Annotated in this window: 16 protein-coding genes and 2 pseudogenes; 10 read left to right on the top strand and 8 right to left on the bottom strand. The window is 64.6% G+C overall.

Going from position 1 to position 18318, the window contains the following annotated elements:
* Nucleotides 1–173: 173 nt before the first annotated feature.
* The 9 genes and pseudogenes from rho to F6X42_RS16045 all read left to right on the top strand — a co-directional run bounded on the left by rho (nt 174) and on the right by F6X42_RS16045 (nt 8700).
* A complete protein-coding gene (rho, locus tag F6X42_RS16085) occupies nt 174–1442 on the top strand; it encodes a transcription termination factor Rho (protein WP_027197577.1) in 1269 nt (422 codons plus the stop codon).
* A gap of 176 nt (nt 1443–1618) precedes the next feature.
* A complete protein-coding gene (locus F6X42_RS16080) occupies nt 1619–2173 on the top strand; it encodes a MerR family transcriptional regulator (RefSeq protein WP_187635173.1) in 555 nt (184 codons plus the stop codon).
* Between the two features lie 21 nt (nt 2174–2194).
* Nucleotides 2195–2563: pseudogene (locus F6X42_RS16075) on the top strand (MFS transporter); the annotation flags it as partial.
* 14 nt (nt 2564–2577) lie between these two features.
* Complete coding sequence (locus F6X42_RS16070) at nt 2578–3411, top strand: M90 family metallopeptidase (protein ID WP_187635172.1); 834 nt, start codon at nt 2578–2580, stop codon at nt 3409–3411.
* Between the two features lie 178 nt (nt 3412–3589).
* Nucleotides 3590–3853: a type B 50S ribosomal protein L31 gene (locus F6X42_RS16065; protein WP_187635171.1), complete on the top strand. Its 264-nt coding sequence runs from the start codon at nt 3590–3592 to the stop codon at nt 3851–3853.
* Nucleotides 3854–4160: 307 nt separating this feature from the next.
* The gene (locus F6X42_RS16060) at nt 4161–5918 is read left to right on the top strand and encodes an ArnT family glycosyltransferase (RefSeq protein WP_187635170.1); all 1758 of its coding nucleotides are present in this window, start codon (nt 4161–4163) and stop codon (nt 5916–5918) included.
* Nucleotides 5919–5920: 2 nt separating this feature from the next.
* Nucleotides 5921–7300: an MATE family efflux transporter gene (locus F6X42_RS16055; RefSeq protein ID WP_187635169.1), complete on the top strand. Its 1380-nt coding sequence runs from the start codon at nt 5921–5923 to the stop codon at nt 7298–7300.
* Nucleotides 7301–7597: 297 nt separating this feature from the next.
* On the top strand, nt 7598–8164 hold the full coding sequence (locus F6X42_RS16050) for a ComEA family DNA-binding protein (protein ID WP_187635168.1): 567 nt from the start codon (nt 7598–7600) through the stop codon (nt 8162–8164).
* Nucleotides 8161–8700, top strand: coding sequence for a YidB family protein (locus F6X42_RS16045; RefSeq protein WP_376776372.1), 540 nt, complete (start codon nt 8161–8163; stop codon nt 8698–8700). The genes F6X42_RS16050 and F6X42_RS16045 overlap by 4 nt, the downstream gene beginning before the upstream one ends.
* 180 nt (nt 8701–8880) lie before the next feature.
* Here the strand turns inward: F6X42_RS16045 and clpB are convergent, their stop codons facing one another.
* Nucleotides 8881–11478, bottom strand: a complete 2598-nt coding sequence (gene clpB, locus F6X42_RS16040) for an ATP-dependent chaperone ClpB (protein WP_187635166.1) — start codon at nt 11476–11478, stop codon at nt 8881–8883.
* 172 nt (nt 11479–11650) lie between these two features.
* Entirely contained in the window at nt 11651–12181 is a 531-nt protein-coding gene (locus tag F6X42_RS16035; protein ID WP_187635165.1) for an Rrf2 family transcriptional regulator, read from the bottom strand.
* A gap of 256 nt (nt 12182–12437) precedes the next feature.
* On the opposite strand from F6X42_RS16035, the gene F6X42_RS16030 reads away from it, so the two are divergent.
* The gene (locus F6X42_RS16030; protein ID WP_187635164.1) at nt 12438–12983 is read left to right on the top strand and encodes a group III truncated hemoglobin; all 546 of its coding nucleotides are present in this window, start codon (nt 12438–12440) and stop codon (nt 12981–12983) included.
* A 73-nt stretch (nt 12984–13056) separates the two neighbouring features.
* Here F6X42_RS16030 and moaE read toward each other — a convergent pair whose 3' ends face one another.
* The 6 genes and pseudogenes from moaE to F6X42_RS44005 form a co-directional block, all read right to left on the bottom strand.
* Nucleotides 13057–13533, bottom strand: a complete 477-nt coding sequence (gene moaE / locus F6X42_RS16025; protein ID WP_187635163.1) for a molybdopterin synthase catalytic subunit MoaE — start codon at nt 13531–13533, stop codon at nt 13057–13059.
* Between the two features lie 50 nt (nt 13534–13583).
* Nucleotides 13584–13841, bottom strand: coding sequence for a molybdopterin converting factor subunit 1 (gene moaD, locus F6X42_RS16020; protein WP_187635162.1), 258 nt, complete (start codon nt 13839–13841; stop codon nt 13584–13586).
* A gap of 45 nt (nt 13842–13886) precedes the next feature.
* Entirely contained in the window at nt 13887–15113 is a 1227-nt protein-coding gene (locus tag F6X42_RS16015; RefSeq protein ID WP_187635327.1) for a molybdopterin molybdotransferase MoeA, read from the bottom strand.
* Nucleotides 15114–15272: 159 nt separating this feature from the next.
* Nucleotides 15273–16724, bottom strand: coding sequence for a threonine synthase (gene thrC / locus F6X42_RS16010; RefSeq protein ID WP_187635161.1), 1452 nt, complete (start codon nt 16722–16724; stop codon nt 15273–15275).
* Between the two features lie 8 nt (nt 16725–16732).
* Nucleotides 16733–18064, bottom strand: coding sequence for a homoserine dehydrogenase (locus F6X42_RS16005; protein ID WP_187635160.1), 1332 nt, complete (start codon nt 18062–18064; stop codon nt 16733–16735).
* A gap of 90 nt (nt 18065–18154) precedes the next feature.
* Nucleotides 18155–18318, bottom strand: a pseudogene (locus F6X42_RS44005) (aminotransferase); the annotation flags it as partial.

The raw sequence follows: 18318 nt of genomic DNA, 5'->3' as shown, positions 1-18318 counted from the left end.
GTCAGGCGGCAACACGCTTTGCAACAAAGATGCCACGCCGCCGCACTGCCTTAAATTGGCGTGTGCTATGCTAGAATCCACAAAACGTCGAAAAGACGTGTAAGTCTTTGAGCGCTCCGCTCACCCTCCTCCCAGATTACATTTCGTCGCACCTTCTCCTGCGGGTTCTCCGTATGCATTTATCCGAGCTTAAGACTCAGCACGTCTCCCAATTGATCGAGATGGCCAATGGCCTCGAGATCGAAAGCGCGAACCGCCTGCGCAAGCAGGAATTGATGTTCGCCATTCTAAAAAAACGAGCCAAAGCGGGCGACACGATCTTCGGCGACGGCACCCTCGAAGTGTTGCCAGACGGCTTCGGCTTCCTGCGTTCGCCGGAAACCTCCTACCTCGCCAGCACGGATGACATCTACATTAGCCCGTCGCAAATCCGCCGCTTCAACCTGCATACCGGCGACACGATCGAAGGCGAAGTGCGTACGCCGAAAGACGGCGAGCGCTATTTCGCGCTGGTGAAGGTGGACAAGGTCAACGGCCAGCCGCCGGAGGCCTCGAAGCACAAGATCATGTTCGAAAACCTGACGCCGCTGCACCCGAACAAGGTGCTGCTGCTCGAACGTGAAATGCGCGGCGAAGAGAACGTGACGGGCCGCATCATCGACATGATCGCGCCGATCGGCAAGGGCCAGCGCGGCCTGCTCGTCGCGTCGCCGAAGTCGGGCAAGACCGTGATGCTTCAGCACATCGCGCACGCGATCAAGCAGAACCATCCCGACGTCGTGCTGTTCGTGCTGCTGATCGACGAGCGTCCGGAAGAAGTGACGGAAATGCAGCGTTCGGTGGCCGGCGAAGTGATCGCCTCCACGTTCGACGAACCCGCCGCGCGTCACGTGCAAGTCGCCGAAATGGTCATCGAGAAGGCCAAGCGCCTCGTCGAAATGAAGAACGACGTGGTGATTCTGCTCGACTCGATCACGCGTCTCGCGCGCGCCTACAACACCGTCGTGCCGGCCTCGGGCAAGGTGCTCACAGGCGGTGTCGACGCAAACGCGTTGCAGCGCCCGAAGCGCTTCTTCGGCGCGGCGCGCAACATCGAGGAAGGCGGATCGCTGACCATCATCGGCACGGCGCTGATCGAAACCGGCAGCCGCATGGACGACGTGATCTACGAAGAGTTCAAGGGCACCGGCAACATGGAAGTGCACCTCGAGCGCCGTCTCGCCGAGAAACGCGTCTACCCGTCGATCAACCTGAACAAGTCGGGCACGCGCCGTGAAGAACTGCTGATCAAGCCCGAAGTGCTGCAGAAGATCTGGGTGTTGCGCAAGTTCATTCACGACATGGACGAAGTCGAGTCGATGGAATTCCTGCTCGACAAGATCCGCCAGACGAAGAGCAATTCCGAGTTCTTCGACATGATGCGTCGTGGTGGTGGCAGCTAACGCGCGACGTTCTTGCTGGCCGCATTAGCCGGCTACTGCACCGCATGAAAAACCGCTCGCACATTGCGAGCGGTTTTTTTTGTCCATCGTCCGCCCAGGCGATGCGCCGCCTCAACATGTACGTGAACGTACAGGTTTCAGTACAATGCCGACAATCCGTGTCGGCCGTCACCGTCATGTCGAAGGACTCCCCCGCGCTATTGACCGTGCGCGACGCCGCCGAACGTCTCGGCGTCACGCCGCGCACGCTGGAGTACTACGAGGAACGCGGCTTGGTGTCGCCGACCCGCAGCGAAGGTCGCTATCGTCTATACGACGAGGAAGACCTGACGCGCTTCGCGCGCATTCTGCGCTTGCGCTCGCTCGGTTTCTCGCTGGAAAGCATCACCGAAATGCTGAAGCGGCCGCTCGAACCGGTTGAGGGCGGTCATCGTTTTTCGAACGAATCGCTGCAGCAGATTCGCGACGCGATCGCCCAGCAGCTGGAATCGCTCGACGCCCGCATCGAAGCGGTGCGCCGCGAACTGAAGGAAGCACAGGCACTGCGCGCCGAACTGGTCCCCGACCTCGACTATCTGGAACGACGCCTCGCCGGCGAAAACGCCGACCAATTGCTCGAACAGTGTCGTCACGCGCGCGCCCAGGCGGCCGGCGCGGGTGGAAAAGCCGCACTTGCGCGCCGCAAACGCACAGGCAAATCCCCCACCGGCACATCGGCCAGATCGTCATGAACCCCGCCTCGTCCCGCGCCGCGCATCTTCGCGATCGAGGAGTTCACGCACGGCTACCGGCTGAAAAACATCATGCGGGAATTGACGATCTCCTTCGCGACCGCCTCGACGATCATTATCGAGCAGCGTCGGCTCGCACTGCTTCGAAGTCGCCTCGCGGAGTCCGTGAATCCGTACAATCCGGTCTACCGGAACGCGCTCGCGACGCTGACCCGCGGCTTCGCCGCCGGTCATGCGGCGAGCGAGGCGCACGCGCTCGCGATCGCGTCGATCAGCCGTGCGGTCGCGCAGCAGGTCAGTTTCCTGGCGTCGCTCGACGGCTTCTATTTTCTGATCGGCGTCGCGATATGCGGCGGCCTGTTCGCCGCGTGGCAAACGCAGATCGACTGAAGGTGGGCTCAAGCATGCTGTCGAAACTCACGAACTGGCTGGGCTCGCGCCGCCGCGAGCGCGCGCTGCGCGACTACGCGATCGACGATGCCTTGTGGCAGGCGACGCTTGCCGGGCTGCCATTTCTCACCCATCTGGAAGCCCCCGATCTCGCGCGGCTGCGCGAGCTGGCGAGTCTGTTCATCGCGCAGAAGGCGTTCTCGACAGCGCACCAGCTCGAGTTGACCGACGCGATGACAGTCGGCATCGCCGCGCAGGCGTGCCTGCCGGTGCTGAATCTGAGCCTCGATCTGTATCGCGGCTGGGTCGGCGTGATCGTTTATCCGGGCGAGTTCGTGATTCGCAAGACCGTCGAGGACGAAGACGGCGTGGTGCATGAGATCGAACACGACGCAAGCGGCGAAGCGTGGGAAGGCGGGCCGGTGGTGCTGTCGTGGGAAGACGCGCAGTTGACCGCCGGCGACGACGCATACAACGTCGTGATTCACGAGTTCGCGCACAAGATCGACATGCTGAACGGCGAAGCGGATGGTCATCCGCCGCTGATGCGCCGCTGGCACGCGCCGCTCGATGCGCAGGCATGGGCCGACGTGTTCGACCATGCATACGACCACTTCTGCGCGAAAGTCGACGCGGTGCCCGAGCGACGCTGGGCGCGTTTCGAGCGCGAATCGCTGATCGATCCATATGCCGCGGACCATCCGTCGGAATTTTTTGCCGTGTGCAGCGAGGCGCTGTTCGTGAAACCGCGGACCTTCGAGGCGGAATATCCGGAACTGTACCGGCTGCTCGCGCGCTACTACCGGCAAGATCCGGCGCGCGTGGGATTGACGTTCGCGCCGGTTTGAAACGCCGCGAACGGGCGCTGCTTGCGCCTCAATAGAATCCGCTGGCAGAAAAATCGCCAAGCGACTGATTCTCTGGCATAATTGCCGCTTTTCGACCGTAGGCAAGTGGCTCGCGCCTGAAGGCAGTCCAATTCAAGGCTGCACGCGGGTTGGCTACCGCCAGATTAAAGGAAAGACCATGAAAGAAGGCATTCACCCGGATTACCGCGAAGTCCTGTTCATCGACATGTCGAACGACTTCAGGTTTGTAACGCGCTCGACCATCCAGACGCGTGAAACCGCGGAATTCAACGGCAAGACCTACCCGCTCGCGAAGATCGAAGTGTCGTCGGAATCGCACCCGTTCTATACCGGCCAGCAAAAGATCATGGACACGGCCGGCCGCGTCGAGAAGTTCAACAAGAAGTTCGGCACACGCGCTTCGGGCAAGGCAGTGAAGTAATACCGCAAGAGTGCCGGCTTCCGGCCGGCAACGGAGCAAACAGAAAGGGCAGCGCGAGCTGCCCTTTTTTGTCGCCTGTGCCTGTGCAGCCGCTGGGTCGCACGCCGAGCGACGCCTTGACCCGCAACCGGCACTCCGCGCTTTCGCGACACCGTGTTACAGCTTGTCCATTGACGTTGCCGCGCGTTACCGGCCGTGACGTGCATCGCACAGCACGACTACAATGCCGGATGCTCGAAACTGGCCCTGCCGCCCTGACCTATCGGGCCGCCGCGGCTGCATCGCTTATCCAGATTCCACACACCGCATGAGACCTGTCGTTCGCCTCACCGCCTCTGCGACCAGTGCGTTGCCGCGCTGGCTGCTTCTGGCCATCTGTATCGTCTACGCCTCGTTCGGCCTGTTCGGCCGCGATCCGTGGAAGAACGAGGATGCAGCCGGCTTCGGTGTCATGTGGTCGATGGCGAACGGCGGCGCGCACGACTGGCTGCTGCCGAATCTGGTCGGCAAATATCTGACCGAGGACGGCCCGCTGGGCTACTGGCTCGGCGCGAGCGCGATCCGCGTCCTCGCGCCTTGGGTCGACGCGAGCAACGCGTCGCGCGTGTTCACGGGCCTGCTGTTCTGCGCGGGCTGCGCGTTCGTCTGGTACGCGGCGTATCTGCTCGGCCGGCGTGCCGAAGTGCAGCCGTTCAAATATGCATTCGGCGGCGAGCCGGAACCGCGCGACTATGGCCGCACGCTTGCCGATGGCGCGCTGCTGATCCTGCTCGCGTGCTTCGGCCTCGCCGAGCGTGGCCACGAAACCACGCCGCAGCTCGTGCAGTTCGTCTGCATCGCGATGCTCGTGTACGGCCTCGTGCGCATGATCGACAAGCCGATCCAGGGCGCGCTGATCTGGGGTCTCGCGATCGGCCTCGTCACACTCGCGAGCAGTCCGGTGCTGGTCTGCGCGCTACTGCTCGGCACGCTCGCGATGACGCTGATCGTGCGCGAAACGCGTTCGCGCTGGCTGCTGCTCGCGGGTCTGCCGGTCGCGCTGGTGCTCGCGGTGTCGTGGCCGATCATCGCGCTCGCCGCCTTCCCCGACGACGCCGTCTGGTATCTGAACCAGTGGCTGCACGTCAGCCTGAACTCGTTCATGGGCCCACCCGGCTCGGTCGCCGCGTATGCGCTGAAAAACTTGCCGCTCTTCACCTGGCCCGCCTGGCCGCTCGCGCTGTGGTCGTGGTTCAGCTGGAAGGGACTGCGGCGCGCGCCGCACGTGGCGATTCCACTGTCGGTGATCGGACCGCTGTTCGTGCTCGTCGTGCTGCAAAGCCATCAGTCGAACCGACTCTACATGCTGCTGCTGCCGCCGCTCGCGGTGCTCGCCACTTTTGCGCTGCCGACGCTCAAGCGCGGCGCGATCAACGCGATCGACTGGTTCGCGCTGCTGAGCTTTACGATCCTCGGCAGCTTCGTGTGGCTCGTGTATGTGGCGGGTCTGACCGGCTTTCCGCATCCGCTCGCGCGCAACCTCGCGCGGCTCGCGCCCGGCTTCGTGCCTCAGTTCAAGATTTTGTCGTTCGTGTGCGCGGTCGCGGTGACCGTGTGCTGGTTCCTGCTGGTGCGCTGGCGCCTCGCGCGTCATCCGAAGGTGTTGTGGCGCAGCGTCGTGCTGTCGAGCGCCGGTACGACGCTGATGTGGGTGCTGCTAATGACGCTGTGGCTGCCGGTCGTCAACTACAGCCGGACCTATCGCGACGTCGCGCAGCAGATCGCCAATCACTTGCCCGATGACTACACATGCATTGCGCCGGTGCGCCTCGGCAATGCGCAGATCGCGACGTTCGCGTATTTCGGCGACATGCACTTCTCGTTCGACCAGGACTGCGACGTGATCTTGCGTCAGGACTCGCAAGACTACGGCGACCCGAGCGCGATGCCCGACTACATCTGGAAGCTCGTATGGGAAGGCCGCCGCGCCGCCGACCGCGACGAGCGCTTCCGCCTGTACGTGCGCATCGACCGTCCCAAGCCGCCGCCCGGCAAGCGTCGCAACTGGCACAAGAAGCTCGACTGACCATGTTCGCCGACGTACGGAAAATCGCCGCGCTCGCGTGGCCCGTATTGATCGGTCAGCTGGCCATCATTGCGTTTGGCGTGATCGACACGGCGATGGTCGGGCGCTACTCGGCCGTCGATCTGGCCGCGCTCGGCCTCGGCTCGTCGATCTACATCTCGGTCTATATCGGCCTGACCGGCATCCTGACCGCGCTGCAACCGATCGCAGCGCAACTGTACGGCGCGCGCCGTTATGGCGAGATCGGCGAAGAGGTGCGCCAGTCATGGTGGCTCGCCGCCGCGCTGACCGTAATCGGCTTTCTGATCCTGTTCTTCCCCGGGTCGCTGCTGGCGTTGTCGCGCGTGCCCGACGCGCTGCACGAGCGCACGCTCGCGTACCTACGGATTCTCGCGTTCGGGCTGCCGGCCGGCCTCGCCTTCCGGGTCTACGGCTCCGTTGCCAATGCGCTCGGCAGGCCGCGGCTCGTGATGTTCCTGCAGATCGCCGCGCTGCTGCTGAAAATTCCGCTCAATACCTGGTTCATTTTCGGCGGCTTCGGTGTGCCGGCCCTCGGTGGTCCGGGCTGCGCGCTCGCGAGCACGCTGCTCAACTGGGCGCTCGCGGCGCTCGGCATGCTGCTGCTCGCGCGCGTCGACGATTTCAGGGCGCTCGGCATCTTCACGCATTTCTGCTGGCCGGTCTGGAAGCGCCAGGCCGCGCTGCTGCGGCTCGGTATTCCGATGGGGCTGTCGTATCTGATCGAGGTCACGTCGTACACGTTCATGGCGCTCTTCATCGCCCGCTTCGGCACGACGACGCTCGCCGGGCATCAGATCGCCGGCAACGTCGGCGCGGTGTTGTATATGACGCCGCTGTCGATCGGCATCGCGTCGTCGACGCTGGTTGCGCAGGCGCTCGGCGCGCATCGGCCGCAGGCGGCGCGCACGCTGTCGCGTCACGGCATCGCGATGGCGGTCGCGATCGCGTGCTGCTATGGCGCGCTCGTGCTCGTGCTGCGGCCGTACATCGTCGGCGGCTACACGACGAACGCGCAGGTCGCGGCAAAGGCGTTGCCGCTGGTGCTGATCGTCGCTTGCTATCACCTGTTCGACGCGTTGCAGATCTCGACCGCGTTCGTGCTGCGCGCCTACAAGGTCGCGGTCGTGCCGACCGTCATCTATGCGGTGGCGCTGTGGGGCGTCGGGCTCGGCGGCGGGTATGCGCTCGGCTTCGATACGACCGGTCTTACTCCGCCCTGGCTGACCGGCGCGCGCGGCTTCTGGGTCGCCAATACCGCCAGTCTCGCGATTGCCGGGATCGGGCTGCTCGTGTACTGGCGAGTCGTGAGCCAGCAGTTTCTGCGTGCGGACGCGGTTGCGCGGGCGAATTCGGCGGTTTGAAGAGAGTGGGCCGTGCCTCGATCAGACGGTGCCCATTGCCGTCGATTTGCGCGTGCAAGGGTTATCGCGGAAGATTTATCGCGACCGATATCGATCAATAAATTCACCTGCATTGCATCCCGCAAAAGTTTTAAATATTGTGCGGCTTGATTTACTTGTCATCAATCGATCGGTATAAATCGTCCGCGGTCTCAAATCGGGCCGGCGATTTGTCCTATGCTTAAACGCAGCGCCCGCTGACAGGATGCGTCGTCCGTTCCCGGCTAACTTTTTTGCCCCCTCGATGGAGTACTTGCCATGCTGAAAAAGCTTTTGATGCTTTGCGTCGCTGTGGCTTTATCGCTGTCCGCGGGATTTGCCGCGGCCGTGGAAGTGAATACCGCCGATCAGGCCGCGCTCGAATCGGTCAAGGGCATCGGCCCCGTGCATGCGAAAGCGATCGTCGACGAACGCGCCAAAAACGGCCCGTTCAAGAACGCCGACGATCTCGCCGCGCGCGTGAAGGGCATCGGCCAGAAATCGGTCCAAAACCTCGAAGCGGCCGGACTGACGATCAACGGCTCGTCGGCGCCGCCGACCGGTGCGAAGACGTCGAGCAAGTCGGCCGGCGCGGCAACCACCGCCGCCGCGCCCGCTACCACGACGGCAGCGCCCGCGCCGGCTGCGACGACCGCGCCCGCCTCGGCCGCGAATCCGTCGAAGTCGAAGAAGAAGGGCAAAGCCGCAGCGTCCGATGCGGCAGCCGCTTCGGCTCCGGCCGCCGCGGCAGCCAGCGCACCGGCCGACGCGTCCGGCACCAAGGCTTCGAAGAAAAAAGCGAACAAGAGCAAGGCGGCATCCGCCGCGGCTGCGTCCGGCGCATGATGCCGACGGGGCTGCCGCCCTTGCGTTTCACCGCGCCGCGCAACCGCGCGGCGTCGTCACCCGCCCGGCCGTCATGCGCGCGCCGGCATTCAAGAGAGACCGTCATGAGCCTACTCGATTCCATCGGTTCCCTGCTTGGCAAATCGCCAGAAGGCGGCGGCCAGCAAGCGCTGATCGCCGCCGCGCTCGAATTCGTCAACAACCAGCCGGGCGGCCTGAACGGCCTGATCCAGCGCTTCCAGGAAAAGGGCCTCGGCGACGTCGTGTCGTCGTGGGTCGGCAATGGCGAAAACCAGCCGATCGCGCCCGAAGCGCTGCACAGCGTGCTCGGCTCGCAAGCCGTGACCGATCTCGCCGCGAAGGCCGGGGTCCAGCCGGACCAGGTGACGGGTCTGCTGTCGCAGATCCTGCCGCACGTCGTCAACGCGGCCACGCCGGAAGGCGAAGTGCCGGCCGAGGGCAAGCTGAACGCGACCACGGTGCTCGGCGCGCTCGGCGGCCTGTCGGCGCTGCTCGGCAACAAGGGCAACGCTTAAGCACGCTGCGCGCGATGCGCTGGCGGCGGCTTGGGCCGCCGCTCGACGCGGACGCCCGGTTCAAAATCGGCGGCCCAAAGAAAACCGGCAACGAAGTGAGCTTCGTTGCCGGTTTTTTTAACGTCGGCGGGAACGGCCCAACTGCCGCCGCCGCGCCGTCGCGTCACCAAGCCATCGCGCTCAGTGCACGACGCGTTCGAACACCAGCTCGCCGTCGTGCACTTCGACCGGAATCACATCCTTCGGCCCGAACTTGCCGGCCAGGATCAGCTTCGCGATCGGGTTCTCGATCTCCTGCTGGATCGCGCGCTTCAGCGGCCGTGCACCGAACAGCGGGTCGTAGCCGACCTTGCCGATGTGCTCGAGCGCTGGGTCCGACACCACCAGCTGCATGTCGAGCTTCGCGAGCCGCTCGTGCAGACGCTGCAACTGGATCCGCGCGATCGACTGGATGTTCGAGCGATCGAGCGCATGGAACACGACGACGTCGTCGATCCGGTTCAGGAACTCGGGCCTGAAGTGCAGCTTCACCTCTTCCCACACCGCGTCCTTGATGGCCTCCTGCGACTCGCCGACCATCGCCTGGATCACCTGCGAACCGAGGTTCGAGGTCATCACGATCACCGTGTTCTTGAAGTCGACGGTGCGGCCCTGGCCATCGGTCATGCGGCCGTCGTCGAGCACCTGCAGCAGCACGTTGAACACGTCCGGATGCGCCTTCTCGATTTCGTCGAGCAGGATCACGCTATACGGCTTGCGACGCACGGCCTCGGTCAGATAACCGCCCTCCTCGTAGCCGACGTATCCCGGCGGCGCGCCGATCAGACGCGCGACGCTGTGCTTCTCCATGAACTCGCTCATGTCGATACGAATGAGGTGCTCTTCCGAATCGAACAGAAACGACGCCAACGCCTTGCACAGCTCGGTCTTGCCGACGCCGGTCGGTCCCAGGAACAGGAACGAGCCGTACGGACGATTCGGGTCCGACAGACCCGCGCGCGAGCGGCGAATCGCATCGGCGACCGCGCTGATCGCCTCGTCCTGACCGACCACGCGCTCATGCAGCTTCGATTCGATCTGCAGCAGCTTTTCGCGCTCGCCCTGCATCATGCGCGACACCGGAATCCCGGTGGCCCGCGACACGACCTCGGCGATCTCTTCCGCGCCGACCTGCGTGCGCAACAGACGCGGACGCTTGGGACTGTTCTGCTCCTCGGCTTCGGCGCGCGTGACCTCCTTTAGCTGCGCTTCGAGACCCGGCAGCTTGCCGTACTGTAGTTCGGCCACCTTCTCGAGCTTGCCTTCGCGCTGCAGGCGCGTGATTTCCGCGCGCGTCTTCTCGATCTCTTCCTTCAGTTGGGCGCTGCCCTGCACCGCCGCTTTTTCCGCGGTCCAGATTTCATCGAGGTCCGAATATTCGCGGTTGAGCCGCTCGATTTCCTCTTCGATCAGCTGCAGACGCTTTTGCGACGCTTCGTCCTTCTCCTTCTTCACCGCTTCGCGTTCGATCTTCAGCTGGATCAGACGACGGTCGAGCCGATCCATCTCCTCCGGTTTCGAGTCGATTTCCATCTTGATCTTCGACGCGGCTTCGTCGATCAGATCGATCGCCTTGTCCGGCAGGAAGCGGTCGGTGATGTAACGATGCGACAGCTCGGCGGCCGCGACGATCGCCGGGTCGGTTATGTCGACGCCGTGATGCAGCTCATAGCGCTCCTGCAGACCGCGCAGGATCGCGATGGTCGCCTCGACCGACGGTTCGTCCACCAGCACCTTCTGGAAGCGGCGCTCGAGCGCGGCATCCTTTTCGATGTACTTGCGGTATTCGTCGAGCGTGGTTGCGCCGACGCAATGCAGCTCGCCGCGCGACAGCGCCGGCTTCAGCATGTTGCCCGCGTCCATCGCGCCTTCGGCCTTGCCGGCGCCGACCATGGTGTGAATCTCGTCGATGAAGACGATGGTTTGCCCTTCGTCCTTCGCGATGTCGTTGAGCACCGCCTTCAGGCGCTCCTCGAACTCGCCGCGATATTTGGCGCCCGCGAGCAGCGCGGCCATGTCGAGCGACAGCACGCGCTTGTTCTTCAGCGTTTCCGGCACTTCGCCGTTGACGATGCGCTGCGCGAGTCCCTCGACGATCGCGGTCTTGCCGACGCCCGGCTCGCCGATCAGCACCGGGTTGTTCTTGGTGCGGCGCTGCAGGATCTGGATGGAACGGCGGATTTCGTCGTCGCGGCCGATCACGGGGTCGAGCTTGCCTGCGCGGGCGCGCTCGGTCAGGTCGATCGTGTATTTCTTCAGCGCTTCGCGCTGGCTTTCGGCGTCCTGGCTATGCACCTGCGAGCCGCCGCGCACCGCGGCGATTGCGGTTTCGAGCGCCTTGCGCGACAACCCATGCTCGCGCGCGAGACGGCCGGCCTCGCTTTTGTCGTCGGCAACCGCAAGCAGGAACATTTCGCTCGCGATGAACGTATCGTTGAGCTTCTGCGCTTCCTTGTCGGCCTGGTTCAACAGACCGGTCAGTTCGCGGCCGATCTGCACGTTGCCGTCGGTGCCCCGCACTTGCGGCAGCCGCGTGATCGCGTCGTTCAGTGCGGTTTGCAGCGGCTGCACATGCACGCCAGCGCGCGACAGCAGCGAGCGGGCGGAGCCGTCCTGCTGCGCGACGAGTGCCGCCAGCACGTGGACCGGTTCGATGTACTGATTGTCGTGGCCAACCGCCAGACTTTGGGCGTCCGCGAGCGCTTCCTGGAATTTAGTGGTGAGTTTGTCGATTCTCATCAAGAGACCTCCAATTTCGATTACCACCAAAATGAGGCGTTTTATTTGGGTTTCAAGCGCTTTTTTTGGCCTCGGTCGCAACTATTTAACATTTGAGCGCAAGAACTGTCGCGATCCTTCCCCAGCGCCGCGGCTCGGCGCGTTTCCGCCTCCCGGAGCCGGCCGGATGTTTCTAGTGCTTGTGGCCCACTCGCGCCGGACTACCGCCGCGCGTGCTCTCGGAAGCCAGCGGAATCGGCAGCGGCACCACCTGAGTCGTCGGGCCTAATCCAAGCAACGCCGCCAGCGAACTTTGCGGCTGCGCGACTTCGCCGATCGTATGGCGATCCAGCTCGGTAAGAAAAGCGAGGTTCGCCGCCTGCAGCGCGCCACGCAGCCGGCATTGCGACGTGATGACGCAAGCCCGCTGCCGGCCCTGCCGATCCGGCAGACAGCCGACCAGCGCAAAGTCGCTTTCCGTGACGCGCACTACCTCGCCGACGGTCAGGGACAGCGATTGCGTGCCGAGCCGCAGCCCGCCATTGCGGCCGCGCACGGTTTCGACCCAGCCGAGTTCGCCGAGTTGCTGCACGACCTTCATCAGATGGTTCTTCGAGATGCCGTAAGCTTGCGAAATCTCGTGAATCGTCGACAATCCGTCGCCCCGCACTGCAAGGTACACCAGCACTCGCAGCGCGTAATCCGTATAGTCGGTAAGTCTCATAGGTCCTGGTATAGCGTGAAAGGCTGCGAGCAAGTGCCTTGAACGCGCCGGTAACCGCATAGACGCAAGGGTTGCCCTGAACGAGTGCCGCGCCCTAACATGGCTGATTGGCTGACGGCGTCGTTCGTCGAGTCGCGTTGCATAGCTGTTTCGGATAGCAATAGTATCTTTTTCCGCATCAACCGTTTGTTAGAAAAACGGGGGGTTCGAGGCTCTGTTCAGCCGCCATCGGCAACCGCATTTTTCTGGAATCCGCATGAATCCGTCTTTTCCCGCCGCGCCACCGGTCGAGCGCGCCACCGAACCCACCGACGCGAATATCCGCGACCTCGTCTACGGCTTTTACGATCGCGTGCGCGCCGATCCGCTGCTCGGTCCCGTCTTCGACGCGAAGCTCGCCGGCCGCTGGGACGACCATCTGCCGAAGATGTGCACGTTCTGGACCAGCCTCGTGCTCGGCGCGAAGCAGTATCGCGGCAATGTGCAGCAGGCGCATCAACCGCTCGAAGGCATTGAGCCGCAGCATTTCAGCCGCTGGCTGTACCTGTTCCTCGATACGGTCGAATCGCGCTATCAGCCGGCCGCGGCGGTCCGTTTCATGGAGCCGGCGCTGCGGATCGCGCAGAGTCTGCAGTTCAGCCGTTTCGGGTGGGATTACAAGATTCCGCCGGAGCAGCAGGTGCTGCTCGAGCGCGTCGCGCCGAAGCGTCGGCCGCGCGATGGCGACGATGGCGAGCATCGGTCGCGGCCGGCTGGGGAGCCGTTTCCGGTGCCGATCATCGGACGCTCACAGCACGAGTAAACGTGGATCACCACTGGCGCCCTGACACCAAGACGCCGCACGCGCCGTCGCAACTCCGCGGCCGGCAGCTCTGCTACTCCGCAGTCCGCTTTCGCGCCTCGGTGCCCCAACGCGCGAGCGCGGCATCGTCGGTGACGCGCGCGTCGACCCAGCGCTCGCCCGCGTCGGTCTTCTCCTTCTTCCAGAACGGCGCTTCGGTCTTCAGATAGTCCATCACGAATTCGCACGACGCAAACGCATCACCACGATGCGCGGCCGTCGTCGCGACGAGCACGATCTGATCGAGCGGATACAGCTTGCCGACGCGATGCACGATCAGCACCTCGATGCCGGGCCAGCGTTCGCGCGCGCGCTCGACGATCGCCTCGAGCGACTTCTCGGTCATGCCCGGGTAGTGCTCGAGTTCCATCGTCTCGACTGCGCTGCCCTCGTTGAGGTCGCGCACGGTGCCGATGAAGCATGCGACCGCGCCGATCTTCGGATTGCGCGCGCGCAGCGCGGCTACCTCGGCGCTGAGGTCGAAGTCTTCAGTCTGGACGCGAACGGGCATGGGCGGCTCCTGAGGGCGTTTGTCGCTGGCTTGTCGCGCGTGGGCGCGGCTCAGCCGCCGGTGACGGGAGGAAAGAACGCGACCTCGCAACCCTCGGTGATGCGGGTGCTCGCGTCGGTCATCACGTGGTTGCAGGCCATGCGCAGCGCACGGCCTTCAGCGAGCGTCTCGGCCCAGATGCCGCCACGCACGCGCAGCCACGCGCGCACGTCGCCGACGGTCGCGATGGCGTCGGGCACCTCGACGGCTTCGTCGGACATGTTGAGCGCTTCTCGCACGCTCGCAAAGTATCGGAGTTCAATCTTCATCGGGATACCGCCAGTCTGCGCCGCGCATGCCGCGGACGACCGGCCTCAGTTCAGTAGTTCGGAAAACGGAATGAAGCGCACGGTTTCGCCGGCGCTGATCGCGTGGTTCGGCGGATTGTCGATCAGGCCGTCACCCCAGACGGTCGACGTCAACACGGCCGAGCTCTGGTTAGCAAACAGATCGAGCCCTCCCGCCGCATTGACGCGCGCGCGCAGGAACTCGTTGCGGCGATCGGCCTTGCCCTGCGTGAAGTCCGCGCGCAGCGACAGCGCGCGCGGCGCGACCGCCTGAGCGCCGGCCAGCCGCAGCACGAACGGACGCACGAACAGCAGGAATGTGACGAAGCTCGACACCGGATTGCCTGGCAGGCCGATAAAAAACGTTTCGGCCGGTTCGCCCCCAATAGCACCGTCCGCGCCACGGCGCACCGTGCCGAACGCGAGCGGCTTGCCCGGCTTCATGGCGATCTGCCACATAGAAAGACGTCCTTCGGCCTCGACTGCCGGCTTCACGTGATCCTCCTCGCCGACCGACACGCCGCCGCACGTGAGAATCAGATCGTGCGCCTGGGCGGCTTCGCGCAGCGTCGCGCGGGTCGCGTCGAGTTGATCGGCGACGATGCCGTAGTCGGTCACTTCGCAGCCGAGTGTGTCGAGCAGGCCGCGCAGCGTGAAGCGATTCGAGTTGTAGATCGCGCCTGGCTTCAGCGGGTCGCCGGGCATCGTCAGTTCGTCGCCGGTAAAGAATACGGCGACTTTCACGCGGCGGCGCACCTCGAGTCGCGCGCATCCGACCGACGCGGCAAGTCCCAACGCCTGCGGCGTGAGCCGCGTGCCGGCCGGCAGGATCACCGAGCCCGCGCGAATATCGGCGCCCTGCGCGGTGATCCACTCGCCCGCGTGCGGACGATGCACGATCGTCACTTCGTCGCCGGCCACCTCGGTCTGTTCCTGCATCACGACCGCGTCCGCGCCAGCGGGCACCGTCGCGCCGGTGAAGATGCGCGCCGCGCTGTCAGGCGCGAGCGGCGCCGGCGCATGGCCGGCCGGAATGCGTTGCGAGACCGGCAGGCGGCTGCCGTGCGCGAGATCGGCGAGGCGGACCGCGTAGCCGTCCATCGCGCTCGTGTTCATCGGCGGCACGTCGAGCGGCGACGTGACGTCGGTGGCGAGCACGCGATTCAGCGCGTTGAGCGTCGGCAGCGTTTGCGTACCGTCGATCGGGCGCGCGGCGTCGAGCAGGATCGCCAACGCATCGGCAGTGGCGAGCATCGGAGCGCGGGGCGTGGGGGTGGACATCTGGAGTGTCGAAGCCGCAGGTTAAAAACACATTGTAGCGGCCGATGCCGTCAGCCTGGGCGGCCGGGCGTCCTGGGGCATCGCGGGGGATGCCGCGTGAGCCGCAAAACGGCTCACGCGGCCCGGTCGCCGTTATTCGCCGGTATTCGCGACGATAAAGTCCTTCACCCGCTGCACATCCGCGGGCACGACCTCGAAACCCTGCGGCAGCGACTCGAGGCCCGAGAACGCCGCCGGCCGCTCCGGTTCGCGCAGCAGCGCCTCGCGGATCGTTTCGCCAAATTTGATCGGCTGCGCGGTCTCGAGCACGATCATCGGAATGCCGGGCTGCAGGTGTTCGCGCGCAACCTTCACACCGTCGGCCGTGTGCGTGTCGATCATCGTGTCGTAACGCTGGAACACGTCGCGGATCGTGTCGACGCGGGAGTCGTGGCTGCTGCTGCCCGACACGAAACCGAACGCCTTCACGCGCGCGAAGTCGCCGCTTGCCGCGAGGTCGAAACCGCCCTTCTCCTCGACGTCGCGGAACAGTTGCAGCACGCGCGCCGGATCGCGGCCGAGCAGGTCATACACGAAGCGCTCGAAGTTCGATGCCTTCGAGATATCCATGCTCGGGCTGCTGGTGTGATACGTCTCGGCCGCCTTGCGCACGCGGTAGATGCCGGTGCGGAAGAACTCGTCGAGCACGTCGTTCTCGTTGGTCGCGACGACCAGCTTCTCGATCGGCAGACCCATCATGCGCGCGATATGACCCGCGCACACGTTGCCGAAGTTGCCCGACGGCACCGTGAACGACACACGCTCGTCGTTAGACTTCGTCGCGGCGAAGTAGCCCTTGAAATAGTAGACGACCTGCGCGACAACCCGCGCCCAGTTGATCGAATTGACCGTGCCGATCTTGTACTTCGCCTTGAACGCGTGATCGTTCGACACCGCCTTCACGATGTCCTGCGCGTCGTCGAACACGCCTTGCACCGCGAGGTTGAAGATGTTCGGATCTTGCAGGCTATACATCTGCGCGGTCTGGAACGCGCTCATCTTCCCGTGCGGCGACAGCATGAACACGCGGATGCCCTTCTTGCCGCGCATCGCGTATTCGGCCGCGCTGCCGGTGTCGCCCGACGTCGCGCCGAGAATGTTCAGCGTTTCGCCGTGCTTCGCGAGCGCGTACTCGAACAGATTGCCGATCAGCTGCATCGCCATGTCTTTGAACGCGAGCGTCGGCCCGTTCGACAGTTCGAGCAGCGACAGCGGGGCGCCTTCTTCGACGCCGAGCGTCTTCAGCGGCGTGATCTGCGCGGCGCTTTCGTCGTCGCGCACGTTGCAGTAGGTCGCGGCCGTATAGGTCTTGCGCGTCAGTGCGCGCAGATCGTCGGCGGGAATGTCGTCGCAGAACTTCGACAGGATCTCGAATGCCAGGTCGGCGTACGACAGCGTGCGCCAGCGCGTGAGTTCGTCCGCGGTGACGCGCGGATAGTCGGCCGGCAGATACAGGCCGCCGTCTTTCGCGAGACCGCCGAGCAGGATCTCGGAGAAGGTATGGCGCTCGCCGGCACCGGCGCCGCGCGTGGAGAGGTAGTTCATAGTTCGGCCTAGTTCAGCGCTTCCATGCGCAGCTTCGTGACTTGCGAAACGACGGTCTGCAGCGCCTCGATCGACTTGATCGCGGCGTTGACCTGCTTTTCGACCGTCTCGTGCGTGATCAGCAGGATGTCGGTTTCGCCCTTGCCGTTCGCGTCGACGACCTCCGATTCCTTTTGCAGCAGCGCGTCGATCGAAATGCCGGAGTCCGCCAGGATGCGCGTGATGTCGGCGAGCACGCCGGTCACGTCGGCGACGCGCAGGCGCAGGTAGTAGCCGCTCGTGACTTCTTCGATCGGCAGGATCGGCGTGTTCGACAGGCGGTCCGGCTGGAAGGCCAGATGCGGCACGCGGTGCTCGGGGTCGGCCGTGTGCAGACGCGTCACGTCGACCAGATCGGCGACCACGGCGGAAGCCGTCGGCTCGGCGCCCGCGCCCTTGCCGTAGTACAGCGTCGTGCCGACTGCGTCGCCGTGTACGACGACCGCGTTCATCGCGCCTTCCACGTTGGCAAGCAGACGCTTTTCCGGAATCAGTGTGGGGTGCACGCGCAGCTCGATGCCCTTGTCGGTGCGGCGCGTGATGCCGAGCAGCTTGATGCGGTAGCCGAGCTCCTCGGCGTATTTGATGTCGATCGCGGCGAGCTTGCTGATGCCCTCGACGTACGCGCGGTCGAACTGCACCGGCACGCCGAACGCGATCGCGCTCATGATCGTCACCTTGTGCGCGGCGTCGACGCCTTCGATGTCGAAGGTCGGGTCCGCTTCCGCATAGCCGAGCTCCTGCGCGGCCTTCAGCGCGGTCGCGAAATCGAGGCCGCGCTCACGCATCTCCGACAGGATGTAGTTGGTCGTGCCGTTGATGATGCCCGCGATGTACTGGATGCGGTTGGCCGTCAAGCCTTCGCGCAGCGCCTTGATGATCGGAATGCCGCCCGCCACCGCCGCCTCGAACGCGACCGTCACGCCGTTCGCGCGCGCCGCCTCGAAAATCTCCGTGCCATGTACCGCGAGCAGCGCCTTGTTGGCCGTGACCACGTGCTTGCCGTTTTTGATCGCGCGCAGCACCAGCTCGCGCGCGATGCCGGTGCCGCCGATCATTTCCGCGACGATCGCGATCGACGGATCGTCGACGACCGCGTTGAAGTCATCGGTCAGCGCCACGCTGGCGGCTTCGCCGCCGAGCGCCGCGGTCGCCTTGGCCGGGTTGCGCACCGCGATGCGCGCAATCTCGATGCCGCGGCCCGCGCGACGTTTGATTTCTTCCTGATTGCGGCGCAGTACCGTGAAGGTGCCGCTGCCTACCGTGCCGAAGCCCAGCAGTCCAACTTTGATCGGTTCCATGCAGCGTGTGTTTCTAGTAGAGGTTTGAAAAGGGTGTCGAGGGTGGCACGAGCGACGCGCCTCACGCGCCACATCGTACGCGAGGCCGGTTCAGGCCGTGTGACGTTTGCGGTAGCCGTCGAGAAACCGCGCGATCCGGTTGATCGAATCCGCGAGGTCGTCGACGTTCGGCAGGAACACGACGCGGAAGTGATCCGGCGTTTTCCAGTTGAAGCCGGTGCCCTGCACGAGCAGCACGCGCTCTTCGAGCAGCA

This window comes from Paraburkholderia podalyriae (genome assembly GCF_014397785.1).
Lineage (GTDB): Bacteria > Pseudomonadota > Gammaproteobacteria > Burkholderiales > Burkholderiaceae > Paraburkholderia > Paraburkholderia podalyriae.
The sequence above is the reverse complement of the archived record's forward strand: the minus strand, read 5'-3'. Positions and strand labels throughout refer to the sequence as shown.